21 protein-coding genes are annotated in these 18,967 nt (G+C 38.9%); 15 read left to right on the top strand and 6 right to left on the bottom strand.

Features of this window, described 5'->3' with window-relative positions:
- Nucleotides 1-111: 111 nt before the first annotated feature.
- Nucleotides 112-1,005, bottom strand: coding sequence for a LysR family transcriptional regulator (locus tag EBQ12_RS09755; RefSeq protein ID WP_098680684.1), 894 nt, complete (start codon nucleotides 1,003-1,005; stop codon nucleotides 112-114).
- A gap of 130 nt (nucleotides 1,006-1,135) precedes the next feature.
- On the opposite strand from EBQ12_RS09755, the gene EBQ12_RS09750 reads away from it, so the two are divergent.
- From EBQ12_RS09750 to EBQ12_RS09725, 6 genes are all read left to right on the top strand, one after another.
- Complete coding sequence (locus EBQ12_RS09750; protein WP_058214190.1) at nucleotides 1,136-2,578, top strand: alanine/glycine:cation symporter family protein; 1,443 nt, start codon at nucleotides 1,136-1,138, stop codon at nucleotides 2,576-2,578.
- Complete coding sequence (locus tag EBQ12_RS09745; protein ID WP_098680686.1) at nucleotides 2,575-3,774, top strand: iron-containing alcohol dehydrogenase; 1,200 nt, start codon at nucleotides 2,575-2,577, stop codon at nucleotides 3,772-3,774. The genes EBQ12_RS09750 and EBQ12_RS09745 overlap by 4 nt, the downstream gene beginning before the upstream one ends.
- A 194-nt stretch (nucleotides 3,775-3,968) precedes the next feature.
- Complete coding sequence (locus EBQ12_RS09740; RefSeq protein WP_098680687.1) at nucleotides 3,969-4,718, top strand: glucose 1-dehydrogenase; 750 nt, start codon at nucleotides 3,969-3,971, stop codon at nucleotides 4,716-4,718.
- Nucleotides 4,719-5,089: 371 nt separating this feature from the next.
- Nucleotides 5,090-6,310, top strand: a complete 1,221-nt coding sequence (locus tag EBQ12_RS09735; protein WP_056705379.1) for an MFS transporter — start codon at nucleotides 5,090-5,092, stop codon at nucleotides 6,308-6,310.
- Between the two features lie 70 nt (nucleotides 6,311-6,380).
- Nucleotides 6,381-7,421, top strand: coding sequence for a 2,3-butanediol dehydrogenase (locus tag EBQ12_RS09730; protein WP_125589851.1), 1,041 nt, complete (start codon nucleotides 6,381-6,383; stop codon nucleotides 7,419-7,421).
- Nucleotides 7,422-7,550: 129 nt separating this feature from the next.
- On the top strand, nucleotides 7,551-8,381 hold the full coding sequence (locus tag EBQ12_RS09725; RefSeq protein WP_007501404.1) for a manganese catalase: 831 nt from the start codon (nucleotides 7,551-7,553) through the stop codon (nucleotides 8,379-8,381).
- A 35-nt stretch (nucleotides 8,382-8,416) separates the two neighbouring features.
- On the opposite strand, the gene EBQ12_RS09720 is transcribed toward EBQ12_RS09725, so the two are convergent.
- Genes EBQ12_RS09720 through EBQ12_RS09705 form a run of 4 tightly spaced genes read right to left on the bottom strand, consistent with a single transcriptional unit; the run spans nucleotide 8,417 to nucleotide 11,459 of the window.
- A complete protein-coding gene (locus tag EBQ12_RS09720; RefSeq protein ID WP_056705375.1) occupies nucleotides 8,417-9,130 on the bottom strand; it encodes an amino acid ABC transporter permease in 714 nt (237 codons plus the stop codon).
- A gap of 12 nt (nucleotides 9,131-9,142) precedes the next feature.
- Nucleotides 9,143-9,841, bottom strand: coding sequence for an amino acid ABC transporter permease (locus tag EBQ12_RS09715; RefSeq protein ID WP_008342617.1), 699 nt, complete (start codon nucleotides 9,839-9,841; stop codon nucleotides 9,143-9,145).
- A complete protein-coding gene (locus EBQ12_RS09710) occupies nucleotides 9,838-10,698 on the bottom strand; it encodes an amino acid ABC transporter substrate-binding protein (RefSeq protein WP_125589849.1) in 861 nt (286 codons plus the stop codon). Before EBQ12_RS09710 ends, EBQ12_RS09715 begins: the two co-directional genes overlap by 4 nt.
- Complete coding sequence (locus EBQ12_RS09705) at nucleotides 10,695-11,459, bottom strand: amino acid ABC transporter ATP-binding protein (RefSeq protein ID WP_034646521.1); 765 nt, start codon at nucleotides 11,457-11,459, stop codon at nucleotides 10,695-10,697. Before EBQ12_RS09705 ends, EBQ12_RS09710 begins: the two co-directional genes overlap by 4 nt.
- A 144-nt stretch (nucleotides 11,460-11,603) precedes the next feature.
- Here EBQ12_RS09705 and EBQ12_RS09700 point away from each other — a divergent pair, with 144 nt between their 5' ends.
- Together EBQ12_RS09700 and blaBPU are read left to right on the top strand one after the other, a co-directional pair.
- A complete protein-coding gene (locus EBQ12_RS09700; protein WP_125589847.1) occupies nucleotides 11,604-12,773 on the top strand; it encodes an acyl-CoA dehydrogenase family protein in 1,170 nt (389 codons plus the stop codon).
- Between the two features lie 115 nt (nucleotides 12,774-12,888).
- The gene (gene blaBPU, locus EBQ12_RS09695; RefSeq protein ID WP_048003296.1) at nucleotides 12,889-13,677 is read left to right on the top strand and encodes a BPU family class D beta-lactamase; all 789 of its coding nucleotides are present in this window, start codon (nucleotides 12,889-12,891) and stop codon (nucleotides 13,675-13,677) included.
- A 43-nt stretch (nucleotides 13,678-13,720) separates the two neighbouring features.
- On the opposite strand, the gene cyoE is transcribed toward blaBPU, so the two are convergent.
- Entirely contained in the window at nucleotides 13,721-14,626 is a 906-nt protein-coding gene (cyoE, locus tag EBQ12_RS09690; protein ID WP_125589845.1) for a heme o synthase, read from the bottom strand.
- A 129-nt stretch (nucleotides 14,627-14,755) separates the two neighbouring features.
- Between cyoE and EBQ12_RS09685 the strand changes: the two genes are divergently transcribed.
- From EBQ12_RS09685 to EBQ12_RS09655, 7 genes are all read left to right on the top strand, one after another.
- Nucleotides 14,756-15,364, top strand: a complete 609-nt coding sequence (locus tag EBQ12_RS09685) for a TetR/AcrR family transcriptional regulator (RefSeq protein ID WP_125589843.1) — start codon at nucleotides 14,756-14,758, stop codon at nucleotides 15,362-15,364.
- Nucleotides 15,365-15,420: 56 nt separating this feature from the next.
- Nucleotides 15,421-16,077: a hypothetical protein gene (locus EBQ12_RS09680; protein ID WP_056705358.1), complete on the top strand. Its 657-nt coding sequence runs from the start codon at nucleotides 15,421-15,423 to the stop codon at nucleotides 16,075-16,077.
- A 54-nt stretch (nucleotides 16,078-16,131) separates the two neighbouring features.
- Nucleotides 16,132-16,890, top strand: coding sequence for an Imm26 family immunity protein (locus tag EBQ12_RS09675; RefSeq protein ID WP_008342601.1), 759 nt, complete (start codon nucleotides 16,132-16,134; stop codon nucleotides 16,888-16,890).
- A gap of 47 nt (nucleotides 16,891-16,937) precedes the next feature.
- A complete protein-coding gene (locus tag EBQ12_RS09670; RefSeq protein ID WP_046526837.1) occupies nucleotides 16,938-17,180 on the top strand; it encodes a DNA-binding protein in 243 nt (80 codons plus the stop codon).
- 71 nt (nucleotides 17,181-17,251) lie between these two features.
- Entirely contained in the window at nucleotides 17,252-17,629 is a 378-nt protein-coding gene (locus EBQ12_RS09665; RefSeq protein WP_008342597.1) for a DUF2750 domain-containing protein, read from the top strand.
- A 24-nt stretch (nucleotides 17,630-17,653) separates the two neighbouring features.
- On the top strand, nucleotides 17,654-18,268 hold the full coding sequence (locus EBQ12_RS09660) for a hypothetical protein (protein ID WP_125589841.1): 615 nt from the start codon (nucleotides 17,654-17,656) through the stop codon (nucleotides 18,266-18,268).
- 71 nt (nucleotides 18,269-18,339) lie between these two features.
- Complete coding sequence (locus EBQ12_RS09655) at nucleotides 18,340-18,960, top strand: hypothetical protein (protein WP_008342593.1); 621 nt, start codon at nucleotides 18,340-18,342, stop codon at nucleotides 18,958-18,960.
- The last annotated feature ends 7 nt before the right edge of the window (nucleotides 18,961-18,967 follow it).

Below are 18,967 nucleotides of genomic sequence, written 5' to 3'. Positions count from 1 at the left end.
TAGCTATGTAGAGGGCTTTTTGGATACACGTGATTTACTTTAAATGATTGGATAACTCGTTAATATTTAATGGTGAAAGAAATGGAAGGCTGCCCAAATAAATATTTCAGATTACCCATTGAGAAGGATATATTCCTCTGTTAAATCAACAAACGCCTTCAAAGCAGGAGACATCCATTTATTTTTATGCCAGAATAGTTGGATTTTTGTTGTGAGACAGGGTCCCATCCAATTGATTTTAATCATATGGCCTTCTGTTATTTCTCTTTTTATAGAAATTTCGGGAAGTACAGCAATTCCTAGACCAGCCATTACACATTTTTTTATGGCTTCTACATCTGCTAGCTCTAGTTTACTTCTCGGTTCTGCTCCTGCCTGTGTCAAAGAGTGTTCGAAGGCATAACGATAATCGCAGTCTTCAGTTAACAACAATCTTTGCTCGTCTAAATCGATAGGATATACTTTTTGTTTTTTGCTCAATGGATTTGTTGGACAGCATACAATGGCCATCGGTTCATCTTTTAATTCTTTTACAATTAAATGTGAGGATACGACAGGATTCATCGATAATAGGGCGACATCAATTTGTCCTTCCAGTAATAGATTTAAAACATCCTTTTCAGCTATTCCGGGACGGAAAATCAGTTCTACTTTAGGATACGTTGTTTGAAAGTCCGTTAAAATATGAGGAAGTCGATAGGTACATTGTGTTTCAGATGCACATATTCTTAAAATGCCGCTTGGCTCACTCATCCCACCAACAGCCTCTAATGCTTCTCCTGTTAAACCTAAAATCTTATCCGTATAATCTTGAAACTTCATGCCAGCTTCTGTTAAAATGACCCTTTTTCCAAGCCTTTCAAAAAGAGGGGTTCCTAACTCTTCTTCTAATGCAGCGATATTTGCCGTGATACTAGATTGAGCATAGCCAAGTATTTGTGCTGTTTTTGTAAAGTTTAATACTTTTGATGCTGTTTGGAACATCATCAGTTGCTTTATTTCCAACGTCAATCCCTCCTAAATCGGATGAGCCGATTGATGCAATCAGAAAACTTCTATAGATAGATCATAACATTTTTACTATGATAAAAGTAGGCGCTTTCATTATTTAGAATGTTCAGATTTTATAGGGGGGATGGCTTTGTTTGAAACGATTGTCAATTCAATAAATGACTTTTTATGGACATATATTTTAGTCGTTATGTTAATAGGGATTGGAATCTACTTTACGGTGAGAATGAAGTTTATGCAAATTGTCTTACTAAAAGAGATCTTCCGTTCTATTTTTGAAAAAGCTCCAAAAATAAAAGGGAGTCAAGATATTTCTTCAATGCAAGCTTTCTTTATCGGAGCAGCGACGAGGATTGGAACTGGAAATATGGCAGGTGTTGCTATTGCCATTACAGTTGGTGGTCCTGGAGCTATTTTTTGGATGTGGTTTGCAGCAGTTTTAGGGGGAGCTTCTGCATTTGTCGAAAGCACACTCGCTCAAATATATAAAGTGAGAACAAGTGATGGTTTTAAAGGTGGGCCAGGCTATTATATACAAAAGCAATTTGGACTGAAATGGCCAAGTAGGATCTTTGCCTTTTCTGTTATTCTTAGTTTTGGCTTAATTTTTAATGCAGTACAAACGAACACCATCACAAATGCCTTTCGATATTCATTTGGTATCAGTCCAATTGGTATGGGGGGATTCGTAACCATTCTTACGGCTCTCATCATTTTTGGTGGTGTAAAGAGAATTGCCCGCTTTACCCAAATCATTGTGCCAATCATGTCCTCGTTTTATATTATCTTAGCACTTTATGTGATTGTCACAAATATCGCTGATGTACCCGCAGCATTAGCAAGTATTATGAAAAGTGCGTTTGGATTAGAGCAAATGGTTGGAGGCGGAATCGGCGCTGCAATAATGAACGGTGTCAAACGCGGTTTATTTTCCAATGAAGCAGGAATGGGAAGTGCGCCAAATGCAGCTGCTGCTGCGCATGTTTCACACCCAGTAAAACAAGGGTTTGTTCAATTATTAGGCGTATTTTTTGATACATTAGTTGTTTGTAGTTGTACAGCATTTATTATTATGCTATCAACAGTAGAAACAGCAGGTGATTTGTCAGGTATTGAAATTACTCAAGCTGCAATGGCGCAGCATTTCGGTTCTTGGGCTAGTATTTTCTTAGCATTTGCGATCTTTACTTTTGCATTTAGCTCCATTGTAGGTGGCTACTATTACGGTGAAGCCAATATCGGTTTTATTCATAACAGTGCATCCGCGCTATTCGTGTATCGAATCACTGTTTTAATGATGATCATGTTTGGTGCTCTCGCCAACTTACAAATCGTTTGGACGTTAGCGGACTTGTCGATGGCGATTATGGCTATTGTTAACTTGGTTGCCATTGCGATTTTAGGCAAATTTGCTTTTGCGGCTCTAAATGATTACATGGGACAAAGAAAGGTAGGAAAGAACCCTGTTTTTTACGCTTCTACCATTCCAGGTTTAAAAGGAATAGAATGGTGGGGAGCAGAAAAACAAGCGATTAAATCAACAAATGAAGGGGTAGAAAATCAATGATAAATTTTGAATATGATTGTCATACGAAAATGATCATGGGGACTGGAAAATCTAAAGATATTGCCTCTATTGTAGAGGACATTGTATTGCCTAGTGCTACAATTATGATTGTGACTGACCCTGGTGTAAAAAGCGCAGGATTGGTGACGCCTATTGAAGCGTATTTGCAAGAAGCTGGTTATTCCGTTGTCGTCTTTGATCAAGTATCACCAAACCCTAGAGATCATGAATGTTTAACGGGTGCAGAGCTCTTTAGAAAAGTACAAGCATCAGCGGTTATTGCGATTGGTGGAGGAAGCCCAATGGATACGGCAAAAGCCATTGCTTTATTAGGTCCAAATGGCGGTAATCCTGAAGAGTATATTGCAGGGAAGAAGGCGTATACAAATGTATCACCCTTAATTTGTATTCCAACCACTGCTGGAACTGGCTCTGAGGTGACCCGTTCATCTGTGATTACGTTAGCTACTTCACATAAAAAAATCACCTTAAAACATGCCTTGCTTCGGCCAACTATTGCGATTTTGGATCCTGCTCTTACTTCTACGGTGCCAAAAAGTATAACAGCGGCAACAGGTGTTGATGCACTGGTCCATGCGATTGAAGGCTATACATGTAAAGAAACAAACCCTATTTCTAAGGCGATGGGGGCAAGCGCAATGAAAACCATTGTGACCTATTTACCGAAGGCGTATGAAGACGGTTCTGATTTAGAAGCAAGATACAAAATGCAGGAAGGCAGTTTACTCGCTGGCTTATGCTTCGGTTCCGCTGATGTAGCAGCCGTACATTGTTTAGCCGAAGCGCTCGGCAGTCTTTATGATACGCCTCATGGTATCGCAAATGCTGTGTTTTTACCTTATGTCATACAATTTAATGCAGCTGAAAACAAATCATTGCACATAGAGCTTGCAAACATTATGGGCTTTGCAGATAAAACGGATGCAGATGATGTGGCGATTCAAAAATTAATGGATGGTATGTATACATTCACAAAGAATTTAGGTATTCCATCACTAAAAGAATTATCTTATGTAAAAGTAGAAGATTTTGAAAAAATGGCTGAACTAGCAGAACAAAACAACTCTACAAAAAGCAATGTTCGTGCCGTTACGAAAGCGGACTACTTAGATATACTAAAGGCTGCTTTTTCATATAGTCATACAGAAAAAGAGCCGAATAGAATGACTGAATGATAAACACAAACTTTCCCAGACTTTACACAAGAAGCAAACGACTATGTCGTCAATATGGAGAATTACAAATATACCACCCTCCTAATGTATGATTTAGGTGGTGGTTTTTCTATGTCCCATTTGACTAGGTATCGTGTATACATGAGTGGTATGATAGACGACAACATCTCATGAGAGAAAGGATAGGATAAACGATGAATTTTCACAATAAAACAGTCGTTATCACTGGCGCAGCCAATGGAATTGGTGAGTCGATCGCGTATGGCTATGCGAAAGAAGGGGCGCGTGTTGTGCTTGCGGATATTGACGAAGAGAAGGGCAAGCGCTTGGAAGATCAGCTGAAAAAGGAGTCCTTTGAGGCTTTTTTTAAAAAAACGGATGTGAAACAAGAGAAGGATATTCAAGACATCATGTCGGCTGCTGTGGCTCGTTATCAAACGATCGATATTCTCATCAATAATGCAGGGGTTATGTGTACAAAATCGCCTTATGAGCTAACGGTTGATGAGTTTGATCATGTGCTGCATACAAACCTACGAGGTGCTTTTTTATGTGCAAGGGAAGCGGCACGTTATATAAAAGAGAATCAATCAGGCGGTTCTATCGTTAATATCTCATCCACTCGCGCGACCATGTCAGAACCAGATACAGAAGCGTACGCTGCATCAAAAGGCGGGATATCAGCACTTACTCATGCGTTGGCTGCTTCTTTTAGTCAGGATCACATAACAGTAAACAGCATTTCCCCTGGGTGGATTGAAACGAAGGATGAGAAAAATTTGCGAGAAATTGACCATCAGCAGCACCTTTCCAATCGAGTAGGAACGCCAAAGGATATTGTCAAAGCTTGTTTTTATTTAACAGATGAAGACAATCAATTTGTGACAGGAACCGATTTGGTTGTTGATGGCGGCATGACTAGAAAAATGATTTATGCGGATTAACATGAAAAAACATTGACGTCTTGACGGAGGCGCAGTAGAATATAGAACAATTCAGCTGAAGATCGTGATGAAAAAAAGATAAAGCGCAAATAGAGAAGAGTATGTAATGGCTGCCTCACACAGAGAACTCCGTGAAGCTGAGAAGGAGCTGGGAAGCGTTACAGAACCAAGCCTCTTAGCTCTGCACCGGATTCATTGTGATGGTGGTGCAGCGGCATTCTCCCGTTATAGAGAAGGGTTAGCGATAACCTGCTAAGGTTCATCTGGTAACAGGTGAATGAACTGAGGTGGCAACGCGGAGTCAATCCCGTCCTCAAGACAGAAATGTCTTGGGGGCGGGATTTTTTTATGACAAAAAGGAGGGCACTACGATGAAAAAACATTGGCGGGATATGAGCATGTTACTTGGAGCAATTGGTATTGCGAACATAGGAGAATGGATTTATATGATTGCTCTCCATCTGCTGATTTTTCAGGAAACGGGCTCCGTTCTTGCTGTAACAGCCGTCTATATGTTAAGACCTGTCTCGGCTCTTTTAACAAATAGCTGGTCTGGTAGTTTAATAGATAGACTGAATCAGCGGAATGTCATGATCAGTCTAGATCTATGCCGGGCCATTCTGATTGCTTGTTTACCCTTTGCCTTATTTTCAGGCCACTTATTGATCGTATATGTGATGCTATTTCTCATTCATATGGCACAAGCCATGTTTCATCCAGCTTCGATGGTGTATATGACAGCACTAATCCCGGCGGATAAACGAAAACGGTTTAATGCCATTCGATCTTTGCTTCAGTCTGGTGGATTTTTACTCGGACCCGCCGTAGCAGGGGTGCTTTTTCTCATTGGTACACCAGTCCTTTCAATTTATGTAAATGCAATCTGCCTTTTGATATCTGCTGTTTTGACGATGTGTTTACCGATTTTGTCAAAAGCAGCCGGGGCACAAAAAGGCTTTTCTCTCTCAGTATTAAAGGAAGATGCAAAACTTGTATTTCATTTCAGTCTCACATCCCGTCAAGTGATGGCCGTGTATTTATTATTTAGTGCCGCCATCACGGTGCTGCCGACTGCAATTGACTCACTTGAAGCAGCTTTTGCAAAGGAAGTGCTGATGTTGACCAATACCGAATATGGGTTTCTTGTCAGTGTAGCTGGGGCAGGGATTATCGCAGGGGCATGTCTCAATACGGTCATTGTCGAAAGGCTGCCTATTTCAGTGATGCTTGGTGCGGGTAGTTTGTTTGTGGCTTTTGGATACTTGATCTATGCTTTTTCAAGCACATTGACTGTCGCAGCAGCTGGCTTTTTTGTTCTAGCTTTCTTTTTAGCATTTGCAAACACCGGTTTTATGACTTTTTATCAAACGAATATCCCGGTAGAGGTTATGGGGAGAGTGGCAAGTTTTTATGCGTTATGTGAAGCTGTTCTGACGATGATGATGACAGGAATATGCGGCGCATTGGCGCATGTTTTATCGATACGTACTTCTGTCATAATTGGCTGCATATGTATGCTTCTTATTTGTCTGTTGCTATGTTTTGTCATTTTTCGTCCATTGACTGTCAAAAAAATAGTGCATCTTACTTAGAAAATTAAAAAAATTATGATATCATTATTTAAGTAAGTTAATTAAATTGATGAGAAAAGGAGTCTTACAAATGAAAGCACTACGCTGGCACGATCAAAAGGACATTCGACTAGAGGAAATTGATGAACCAACAGTTGCTCCAGGAAAAGTGAAACTGAAAGTAAAATGGTGCGGCATTTGCGGTAGTGATTTACATGAATATTTAGGCGGACCGATCTTTATTCCTGTGAATGAACCTCATCCACTTACAAAAGAAAAAGCACCCATTACACTGGGACACGAGTTCTCTGGTGAAGTTGTAGAAGTTGGAGAAGGCGTGAGTAATTACAAAGTAGGCGATCGAGTGGTTGTTGAACCTATTTTTGCAACTCACGGGCACCAAGGTGCTTACAACTTAGATGAAAACATGGGCTTCTTAGGACTTGCTGGTGGCGGTGGAGGATTCTCTGAATATGTATCTGTCGATGAAGAATTACTTCATTTGTTACCAGACGAAATTTCATATGAGCAAGGTGCACTTGTTGAACCTTCTGCAGTTGCTTTATATGCGGTTCGTTCTAGTAAAGTGCAAGCTGGGGATACAGCAGCTGTGTTTGGCTGTGGGCCAATCGGTTTACTTGTCATTGAAGCATTAAAAGCAGCTGGTGCTACTGACATTTATGCAGTGGAATTATCAAAAGAGCGCCAAGAAAAAGCAAAAGAACTTGGAGCGATCATTGTAGATCCTTCTCAGTATGAAGATGTTGTTCAAGAAATCGCACACCGTACAAATGGTGGAGTCGATGTTTCTTTTGAAGTGACAGGTGTACCTGTTGTATTGAAGCAAGCAATCCAATCAACTAGAATTTCAGGTGAAACAGTCATTGTGAGCATTTGGGAAAAAGGCGCAGAAATTATGCCGAATGACATTGTCATTAAAGAACGTACAGTCAAAGGAATCATCGGCTACAGAGATGTTTTCCCATCTGTATTAAACTTAATGAGAAAAGGCTATTTCTCTGCAGATACACTCGTCACGAAAAAAATCAAGCTGGACGATGTGATCGAAGATGGCTTCCATGCATTAATCAATGAAAAAGATCAAGTGAAAATTTTAGTCAGTGCTGAATAAGTAGGACGATAAAGAGAATGGCAGATGCCGTTCTCTTTTTTTTTATAAGAGCATGCGATTTTTCATAAAGAGGGCATCGGCTGAATAGTGATAAGTGCAAAGGTTTTTGTAAATAAAGGAGATGACATCATGTTTTATCACATTAAAGAACTGCAATATGAAGCAAAGCCCTCTAAGCCGGACCCTCTTTATGCGAAAAAATTACAAGAGGTGTTAGGCGGTCAATATGGAGAAATCAGCGTGATGATGCAATATTTATTTCAAGGGTTTAACTGCCGAGCGGATCAAAAATATAAAGATTTGCTCCATGACATTGGAACGGAGGAAATCGGTCATGTCGAAATGCTGGCAACGATGATTGCTCGATTACTTGATAATGCCCCAGTTAAAGAACAAGAAGAAGCGTATCAAAGTGATCCAGCACTTGCAGCCGTCATGGGCGGAATGAATCCTCAACATGCAATTGTTGCAGGCTTAGGGGCAATGGCAGCAGATAGTCAAGGGTATCCGTGGAATGCAAAATATATCATTGCAAGCGGAAATTTAATGGCTGACTTCAGGGCAAATTTGAATGCGGAGTCACAAGGCAGACTTCAGGTTACACGGCTTTATGAAATGACCGATGACCGCGGAGTGAAGGATATGCTCTCCTTTCTCATTGCTCGTGATACATATCATCAAAATATGTGGCTGGCTGCAATTAAGGAATTAGAAGAACGAGAAGGGGATGTCGTTGTTCCAACCACCTTCCCGCGCTCACTGGAAAAACAGCAAGTATCCTATGATTTGTTTAACTTCTCAAGAGGAGAAGAAAGCAAAGAAGGCAGATGGGCACATGGCCGAAGTATGGATGGAAAGGGAGAATTCAGATATATTTCTGCTCCTGTCGTGTTCGGCTCTGCGCCTAAACTCAAACCAGCACCGAAAGAACTATATAACACACCGAAAAAAGGAGAATAAAAAAGTCGATCAGGGTTTGTACCTGATCGACTTTTTTAACGTCCAAGAGATTTTCCGTACACGCTGACTCGTTTCTCTAACAAAGCAAAAGCGAGTTCAAAGAAAATACTAAGCATCCAATAGATCAAAGCAGAGACAAGATACGTTTCTAAAAATTTGTAGCCGTCATTTGCAATGATGCGAGAGATCCCCATGATTTCCAGTACACCAATTGTAAACGAAAGGGATGTGGCTTTTAACAGCTGAATGAGCTGATTCCCTAGGTTTGGCAGGGCAACCACAAACGCTTGCGGTAAAATAATGCGCATCATCGCCTGTCTGGTGGTCATGCCAACGATTTTCGCCGCTTCAAGCTGCCCTCTGTCTACCGCAAGGAGTGCGCTGCGGACCACTTCTGTTAAATGTGCGGCTGAATGCAGGCTGAAGGTGATAAGGGCAACGGTAAGCGGGGAGACCATATCCGGGTGAAAGGTCAACCCAAAAGTGCTATTCATTTTGGTCAGAACAAATGGAATGCCATAAAAGAAAGCAAACAACTGAACAATGAGAGGTGTTCCTCTAAAAAATGAGACATAGAGCGTGACCAGCTGGCGGAGCACAGGGATACGAAAGAGGCGAATGAAAGCAAAAATAGATCCAATCAAAAGGCTCACAGCCATAGAAACAAGTGCAATCAATAAGGTAAAGGGAACGCCTTTTAGAATATGTGGTATTTGGTCAATCGCAAATGATATATCAATGGTTTGCATCAAATCGCCTCCTTAGCGTGACAGGCTGGTGCGGCCTTTCACAAATTTTCTTTCCAGTAGCATCGTGATCAGTTCAATACTGATGCAAATCAGCCAATACACAATTGCAATGATGACGTACACTTCAAACATCCCTATCCCGTAGTTATTACCTAGTATGATTTTGACCTGTCCCATCATATCAATGAGTCCGATTGTAAATGCAATGGCGGTATCTTTCACGAGATCAATGGTGTAATTTCCGAGGTTCGGAAGTGCAATGAGAAAGGCTTGCGGAATAATGATCCTCATTAATGCCTGCGTATCTGTCATCCCAACAATGTAAGCTGCTTCAAGCTGATCTTTCCCAACAGAGGAATATGCACTGCGAAAGACTTCAGATAAATAAGCGCCCGTATGTAACGAGAATGTGATCATCACAAATAACACACGATCCCAATGATTGATTTGAATTCCCGCCATGAGTAAAAGCTGAGGCAGGCCAAAATAAATGAGGAATAACTGAACAATGAGCGGTGTACTTCGTGTAAATGACAAATAAATGACCGCCAATTGTTTCAGCACTGGAATTTGTTTGATTCGAATGCAAGCAAACAGCAATCCGATGATGATGGCAAAAAACAATGACACCACAATCATCAGAAATGTGAGTGGCAGGCGATCAACCACCTGTAAAAAGATTCTTAACCAATCTCCAGCTGTAAACGTCATGGCACTTCCTTCCTTTCTTCATATTGATAGCCTTGCTCTGATATATAGTCAATATCTTGAAAGAAATCAACGCCAAACCATTTCTTCGCAAGGTCAGGTAATGTTCCGTCTTCTATCATCTCTTGTGTCACTCGGTCCAATTGTGATGCTAGTTTCTTTTGACTAGGCTGTAAGACAAGATAAATAGGTTCCTTTGAGACAATGCCGCCCACTTTGACTTTCAGGTGAAGATGTTTTTGAATCGTATCAAAGGTCGAAATATTCATAAAAGCCGCATCGGACCGTCCACTTTCGACTCGTTTTAAATTGAGTTCGTTTGAAGGGCTTTCAATGGTCGTGAGCGGAATTTTCCGATCATTTTCTTCATTATATTGATTTAATATGGAACGAAGGCCGCCGCTAGGACTGACGGGAGCGAGCTTTTTTGATGTCATATCGTCTAGAGATTGAATATCTTGCTCTGATTCATTCACAATTAAACCTGTCATCGAATAGCCGTATGGAACCTTAGGATAAAGAAAGCGTTTTTCACGTTCAGGATTACTAAAAAACCAATTAGCCGCCATTTCAAATTTCCCAGCGCCGATCCCAATTAAATTGGATTCTTCCTCGCCGAAGATATAATCAAAATGAATGTGTGGCAAACGTTTCTCGACTTCATTTAAATAATCGATGTTATAGCCAATCGGTTCGTTGCGGTCATTTGTGGCTAAAAAAGGCGGATTGACTTCTGCGCTTAGTGCGACTTTGACAATTTGTCTGCCATCATCTGTTGTCGTTTTCACACTGCTGCAGCCAATGAGAGAGAGGAGAAACAGAAGGATACTAGCGGCGGTGAATAAAGTCTTGCGCTTCATCTGTCTTCCTCCAATCCTTGCCACATCCCGCGATGAATTCTTGATAAAAATTGTTTCGTCCGTTCATGCTGAGGCTTCATCAGGACGTCTTCTGGTGAGCCTTTTTCAACGATTTCCCCATCTGCCATAAAGATCACTGTATCCGCTACATCTTTTGCAAACGAGATTTCATGCGTCACAATGACCATCGTCATGCCTTGGCTCGCAATATCTTTCATCATTTCAAGGATTTCTCCGACCATCTCTGGGTCTAGTGCGGACGTTGGTTCATCAAACAAAAGCACCGCAGGATTCATGGCAAGAGCACGAGCAATCCCAATCCGCTGCTGTTGACCGCCGGATAATTCACTTGGAAACGCATCTTTTTTATGAAGCAGCCCAATTCGCGTTAACAATTGCTCTCCGATTTTTTCCGCCTCTTTTTTAGACATGTTTTGAGACACAATCAATCCTTCTGTGATGTTTTCAAGTGCTCGTTTATTTTGAAACAAGTGATAATGCTGAAACACCATAGACGATTGCTGTCTGAGTTTTAGAAGATCTTTTTTTCGATATTGTTCAAATTGAATCGTGGCTTCTCCAACTGTCAGCGTTCCTTTGTCTGGGATATCAAGGCTGTTTAAACTGCGGAGAAGGGTTGTTTTTCCTGATCCGCTCGGTCCAATAATGGCGACCACTTCACCTTCTTGTACGGTGAAATCAATTCCTTTTAACACATGAGTTGACCCATAGGATTTATGTAGATTAATAGCAGAAATCATAAAAGCATCACGTTCCTTTGACATATGTACTTAATATTGATAAAATTTAACACATTAAATCCTATAAGTAAAGTGTGTTTTAATAATACCTATTGGATAAATCGGATATGATAGATTGCGAGAAACAGAGGAGTTGGATACGTTTTGTCTAAAGCATTATTTGTCGATACAGATTTTCAAAAAAATTGGCTGAATCAACTAGAATCCCTTCGTGAAACGATCGAACAGTCTGCAAAAGAACATGATGAGGGTGCCTATTTTCCTAAACAGAATATCGAATCATTAGTAGAACTGGGCTATACAACGTTGTCTCTGCCTGTTGAGTACGGGGGTGGTGGTCAATCTGTAAAGGATATGGTCCTTTTTCAAGAAACACTAGGAAGTATGGATGGAGCAACTGCCTTATCGATCGGCTGGCATCAAGGAGTTGTTGGTGAAATTTATGAAAAGAAACTATGGAATGAGAAGCAGCTGCAATTTTTTGCTGAAGAAATCAAGAATGGGGCTCTTGTGAACCGGGCCGTCAGTGAGGCGCAAACAGGGAGTCCAACAAGAGGAGGCAAACCTGGAACAACTGCAACGAGATCAGGAGATCAATGGGTGATCAGTGGCAGGAAAACATTCACAACGATGTCACCAGCGCTCACATACTTTCTCGTCGGTGTATGGATCGAAGAAAAAGAAGCGATGGGCTTCTTCTTAATTCACCGTGATACAAAAGGTGTTTCTATAGAAGAAACGTGGGATGTTGTTGGCATGAGAGGAACAGAGAGCCATGATTTAATTCTAGATCATGTGGAAGTTCCAGATGACATGTTGGTTGAAGTGCAAAAAGGACCTCGGGGCGGTACGTTAAACCCTTGGATAGCACATATTCCTTCCTGTTATTTAGGGATTGCACAAGCGGCAAGAGACTATGCTGTTCAGTATGCCATCACCCATTCACCGAACAGTATTAGCGGAACGATTAGCGAACTGCCAAATGTCCAAACACTGATTGGCGAAATTGATTTACTACTAAAGCAAGCACGCCATGTCATCTATTCAACGACAACATTGTATGAGCAGTCAGAGAAAAGAGAGCTGTTAATCAATGAATTCGGTGCTGTGAAGCATACAGTCGTCAATCATAGTCTGCAAGTGGTCGATAAAGCCATGCGTTTAGTCGGTGCAAAAAGCTTAAGCCTTAGCTGCCCGCTTCAACGTTACTATCGAGACATTCGTGCTGGCCTTCATAACCCACCAATGGACGATATGACCATTTCGAAAATTGCAAAGCAAGCGATTGAAGAGAAAAAATGGAACGTACAATAAACAGAAAGCCGGATAAAACCGGCTTTTTTTATTGAAAAAGAGGACGAGCGGCTCTTATTTCTGATCAGTCATCATGCTACAATCGATTGCAATCATGAGCAAAGAGGGTGATTGTTTGCAAAAAAAGAAGATGAAATGGCTGATTGCTGGCGTGATGCTTGCAGCACTTTGTATGAGCAAGCCTGCATCAAGTGAAGGAACATCTCCAAAATGGTCCGTCGATGAATTCATGAAAGAGCGGGAAGGCACATTTGTGATTCAAGAAGTAAAAGAAAAATCACCATGGGTGTATAACAAAAAAAGAGCGAACAAGCGCTTTGCACCACAATCAACGTTTAAAATAGCAAATGCCTTAATCGGACTTCAAACTGGCGCAGTTAAAGATGAATACGACATTAAATATTGGGACGGAGTAAAAAGAGAGATTGATAATTGGAATAAGGACCATACACTGGGCTCTGGCATGAGAGATTCAGTCGTCTGGTATTATCAAGCTATGGCACGTGACATCGGGGAAGAGCGCATGGGCCATTGGATAAAAGCCATTCATTATGGGAATCAAGACATATCTGGCGGAATCGATCAATTTTGGCTAAGCAGTACGTTGCGCATTTCTCCAGTAGAACAAGTCCATTTCCTAAAACAGTTATATGAAGAAAGTCTCCCATTTGACCTATCTGTTATGAGAACCGTCAAGCGAATGATGATACAAGAAGAAGAGAAACACGCCACGCTATACGGAAAAACAGGCTCCGGATCAGGAATTGGCTGGTACGCAGGCTTCATCAAACATGAAAACAAAACCTACATCTTCGCCACAAATATAGAAGGCACCGGACTAGAAGCAAAAGAAATTACCTATCGTATTTTGAAAAAATATCATTTGGTAGAAGCATCCGTTTAGGGTGCTTTTTTATGGTTATCTACAAAACTAAAGTTTGAATAAATCAAAAAATTTGACGAGTAAGAGTATAGATAATGACCGTTGAATAAAGAGTTGTCATATAAATTAGTGAATAGACAAACATAAATGATGCCCACTTCTCAGAATTCATTCGTTTGTAACCTAAAATACTTAAACAAATCCATATAAAACCTAGAAAAAAAGACACAAGCACAAGCCCTATGCTTAAAGAACGGAAAAGAAAACTGCTTAAGGTAATTGCTAAGATATAAAGATTCGTTTGCAAGTATGTTCTTTTCATTCCTTTTACAACAGGTAACATGGGAATGTTCGCAGCCTTGTATTCATTTTGCTTTCTAATAGCTATTGAATAAAAATGCGGCATCTGCCAAATAATTGTAATGAAAAACAACCCCTGAATAGCTGGGTGTGAGATGTCTGGTGAAATAGCCGTCCAACCAATGAGAGGCGGCATTGCCCCAGAAATGCTTCCAATTTCCGTGTTGTAAACGGTTTTTCTTTTACTCCACATTGTATAAGGGAAAATATAAAAAAGTAAACCAATCAATCCTATAATAGCTGCTAGATAGGTTGTAAATGCTAAAAAAATCAAACCTAAAATAGACATTAAGATACTAAGCCATAGAACTTTTTTAAGATTGACTTCTCCTGTTACAGTAGGTCTGTTTTTTGTTCTATTCATCACGGAATCTATGTCTCTGTCATACAAATTGTTTAATGCTCCAGCAGCACCAATTAATAAAATTGAACCGGCAAATGCAAATAGTATCTCAATAGATTTATGAAGGATGTCAATTTGATAAGTGTATAATGCCAAGGTTAAGCCAGCACACATTGGCATTAAATTTGATGTAATAATTCCTGATTTAACTGTTTGACCTATTATGTCCCTTTTCGTTTTGTGAATTTTTTTCCCCACTTTTCGCATTGTTTTGCTCCTTTTCAATAGCTATTAATTGCTTATGCTGTTCACCAATATATATACCATATAGAATTTATATACTAATTGGTATATTAATTCTATATGGTATGATTGTCAAGATAAGGAGGTAAAGGAATGATTAGACAAAGAAAAACGCAAAATGAAAGGAAAGAGGAAACACGGAAATTACTCATAAATTCTGCAGTTGAGAATTTCGCCAAGTATGGTTTTCATGGGGTCTCTATTGATAAATTGGCGGAATATGCAGGCTTTAGCAAAGGGGCCTTTTATACGCATTTTCATTCAAAGGAAGAGATCTTTTTAGCTCTATTGGAACAACAAATGCAATTACATGTAGAAAAAATCAATTCTTTTTTAGCAGAACAGCCTTCTCTTTTACACTTTCCAGAAAAAATGAATCAACAGTCTATTCAAAATCTTGAAGAAAATAGGACGTGGAGCCTGCTAAATATGGAATTTCTTTTGTATTCAATGAGAAATGAGGAAGTAAGGTGTCAGTGGTCAAATATGATCCTACAATCAGTAAAACAAATCTCTCAATCCATTGAGAATTTAATAGAAAAAGAGAACCTTACATGCACTCTTTCACCTGAAGAAATGGCATGGACAATTCTCTCATTGGAAAATGGTATAGCAATATTTCACTATATTAGTCAAGACCATGTACCAATTGATTTATTAGAAAAATCTCTAAAAAGAATATTTTCTTTAAATAAAAATTAAGGTCCCTCAGTTTGAATGTAGCGGAGATAGTAATTCTAGAAAGGAGGATATAAGAAGTGTATTTGAAAAATATACAATTAATGTCAGATGACGACCGTGGGAACTTAGCCAGCCAATCCCTTTGTATGACTGAAATGTTTTTATACGAATTAGAAAAGAAATTTCAAACGAAAGATTGTGAGGCTATTGTTTTGATATGTGGGTCTTTTAAAGACTACAAATTAATTAGTACTTTAAAAGATGAACCAGACATCTTATTTTTAAAAAATACGTACGAGCTGGAAGTACCCTTCCGTTACAGTGAATTTGAAAATGCAACAAATAAGAAAAAGATCTTAGCAGATACTTTGGAAAAAGCGATACTCTATCTGTGTGAACTGAAAAATTGGGACAGTCAGCTAGTCAAAGCGACATTTAAGAAAATGAAAGAGAAGGAATATAAAGCGGAGATTAAAGGGAGAACAAAACTAAGTCCCGATAAAAAAAGAAAAGCTTACCCACTTATCGAATTAGATTTAAAACAGTTTACTCTTTATCTTGTAGTTGAAGACAATAAAAGAAATATCTTAGATAAAAAATTAATTGCAAAAACCGATACTTATTTAGAAGAAATTTCCTATCACATGAGAGAGCTTAAGTGGTTAACGGATCATGAAGTGGCACTTTTCAAACGTGCACATAAAACAGTTTATACAAGTATACGTTTATCGTGATAAAGCAAAATGAGAATAACATAAAGAACACAATATATAAAGGGGGTATTCTAAATGGGCTTTTGGGAAGAAGTACATAAGAAAAAGAACATCATAATTGGTGATGATGGATTAGATATTTTTGAAGAAGCGATTGAACAATTCTATGAAATGACTGAGGAACATTTGAAGAGAAAGCCAACGATTGATGAGATGCTTTTGACAATTATGATGGCTTTAAACAATGGAGGTAGTCACTATTTTGATGATTTAAACGACAAAGAAGTAACGGATATTAAAATAACAACTAAAAAAGTAAAAACTTTAAGTAAAGTAGAACCAGGAGCTATATTTGAACTCCCATTAAAAGAAGTTGGGAAATTGAGCTATGCTTTGATCATTTCGGGTGAGGGGAAAAATCAATATGATGATATTTTAATCCAATACTATGATTTGTTTGTTGATGAAAGAATAGAAAAAAATGAGTTAAAACAATTGATAAAAAAAGAGAAAGGACTATTCGTTGCAAATACAGGCCTGACAGGCTTTTTAAGTGGTTCATGGAAAGTCATCACAAAAATAAATCAAGATTTTATAAAAGAAGAGGATCTTCAAAATCTGAAATTCGTGGAATACCGAAATGGAAATTATTACGTAAGCGAGGGTAAAGAAGGTTCCGATACACCTGCTATGGACTTAGAGGTTGCTGATCCAAAAACGGCTAAGACTATATTTAACCCGATGGGTATACGTAGCGAATACACTATTAAAAACATTCTTACTTTATATTTTAAAGGTATGTCAATGGAGGATATTATTAAATATGAAATATAGGCAGTTTACAGCGTAAAATGAGTTTTGAGAAAGGAATGGTGTAATAAATGGCTGAACCAAAAATGCTAGACTGTTTAAATAAAATACGAAATGTCTTAAAGGGGACGATCACAAGAGAACAAGTGTCTGATTGGGCTGAAATTTACGTTTCTGCAGACGATCCAGAAATAGACGATGATCAAGTTTGGGATATGCTGATTCTTTTAAGTGGAATTGATTTGAAAGATTCACCTAATTCTTACTTACATCCTGTAGATGATTTGAATGACTGGTTAGAAGAATACAAATAGTTTCTATATATGAGCTTGCTAAATTCTTATGGTTAAGCCCATTTATAAATAAAAGGAGTGACGCAATATCCATGCATCCGAAAGAATTAGAAACCACCATGCAATTACCTGCGAAAAAGCGTTATGACTATTTCATCAAAAAGATTGTTGATTTTGAAGAGGTTTGGTCATTAAGAAACGAGAAGGGGTGGGTGATGTCAGAGGATGATTATCGTGTACCGCAGCTTCATTTTTGGCCGACAGAGGATCATGCCGCTTATTGTGCGATCGATCAATGGGAAAAAACAGTACCAGAAATGATTGATTTAGACGATTTTATAGAAGAATGGCTGCCGGGAATGATAGCAGATGGAATCAATCCGTCCATTTTCTATAATCGAAATAATTCGGTGTCAATTGAAATTCAAACATTAAAAGAAGATATAGAGGAAGAATTAAAAAACTACTAGTTCGACAAGAGTGGAGGTAGTTGTTTGAAACGGCTTGAAGACTTATTTATTCGTTCAGAAAAAGAATTCAAATTCTATCAGAATTTAGTAGACCATGTGTTTGAAACAAATAAAGAGCTGCCACAACAAGTCTTTCGTAAGACATTTGATTGTTTTTTGTTTCAAGAGTTTGATTGGGCATTGAGTGATGATATTTTACCAACCATAAAAGAGTTATCAACTGTTACACAAGATAGAGAATTTTTGACTGCAGTCCTTCAACCAGATCCAACTGATTATTATTTGAAGGAATTTGGTTATTATCATTGGCTGAAAGCGAGTGTGAACATTTCAGGTGAGGATTATGTAAATGCACTATGGATGCACCCAAAAGGTGCCATAGCGGATAATATAATCACGAATTCGAATATAGTTGTCTGGTTATCTCATTCTTTGCAGTGGGCGATTTGGGCAGATAGAGATATGGAAATTTGTATTATAGGGATGGTATCAACAAAAGATTCTGCAAAAAATATGTTATTAAAAGAAGGATGGAAGCCACTGGATCACCCTGTTTTAGCAAAATGGCTACAACTATTATTAAAGGATCAAAAAACATTCGATAACTATTTCACTCAAATGCTTTCTAGTTATGCATAATGTTCCAAGCGGTGGAATTGAGAATCAATGACTGATAATAGCCTTACCCGAAGATATGAAAGGAGCATAAAGTGAAACATTTGTTTATATCCGATCCAAAAGAATTTGAACATGTTCTATCGTTTGTTCATTCGCTCGTTCATAGTACGAAGACATTCCCTGATCAAGTGTTGAAAACGAAAACCCCTCATTATTTATTCGAAGAATTCCATTGGTTGTTATCAGATGATGGCTGGGAAATGTTAAAAGGTTTAGCTTTGAATCATCATGATGACTATATACTCATGGCTGTATTAGATGAGCAGAAGAGCATGGATGATTATTATCATGATTTTGGTTATTATCCTTGGGTGAAAGTACCGTTAAACCTCACACCAAGTGATTACCTCGATCTCTTAACCGATTATCCGATAGAGAGTGTAAATGATAGCATAATGGATATTGCTTCACGTGTGATATGGGTTTCCCCTTCTGCGAAATGGATCATTTATGGCGACAGAGGTTATGAGATAGGAGTACTAGCGATTCTTCAATTAGAACAAATGAATAAACAATTGTTAAAAACGTGGAGAATTTTAGATGAGATTGTATTAGGCTGGATTTCAGTTGTATTTCCGAATCAAAAACTTCCTGATGATTTTAAAAAAGAACTGATTCGAAATTATACTAACTTTGAAGAAATGACTTCATAAGGAGGAA

Origin of the sequence: Bacillus sp. 2B09 (genome assembly GCF_003946835.1) — a bacterium.
Classification (GTDB): domain Bacteria; phylum Bacillota; class Bacilli; order Bacillales; family Bacillaceae; genus Bacillus; species Bacillus altitudinis.
This window is presented reverse-complemented; position numbering and strand designations above follow the sequence as displayed.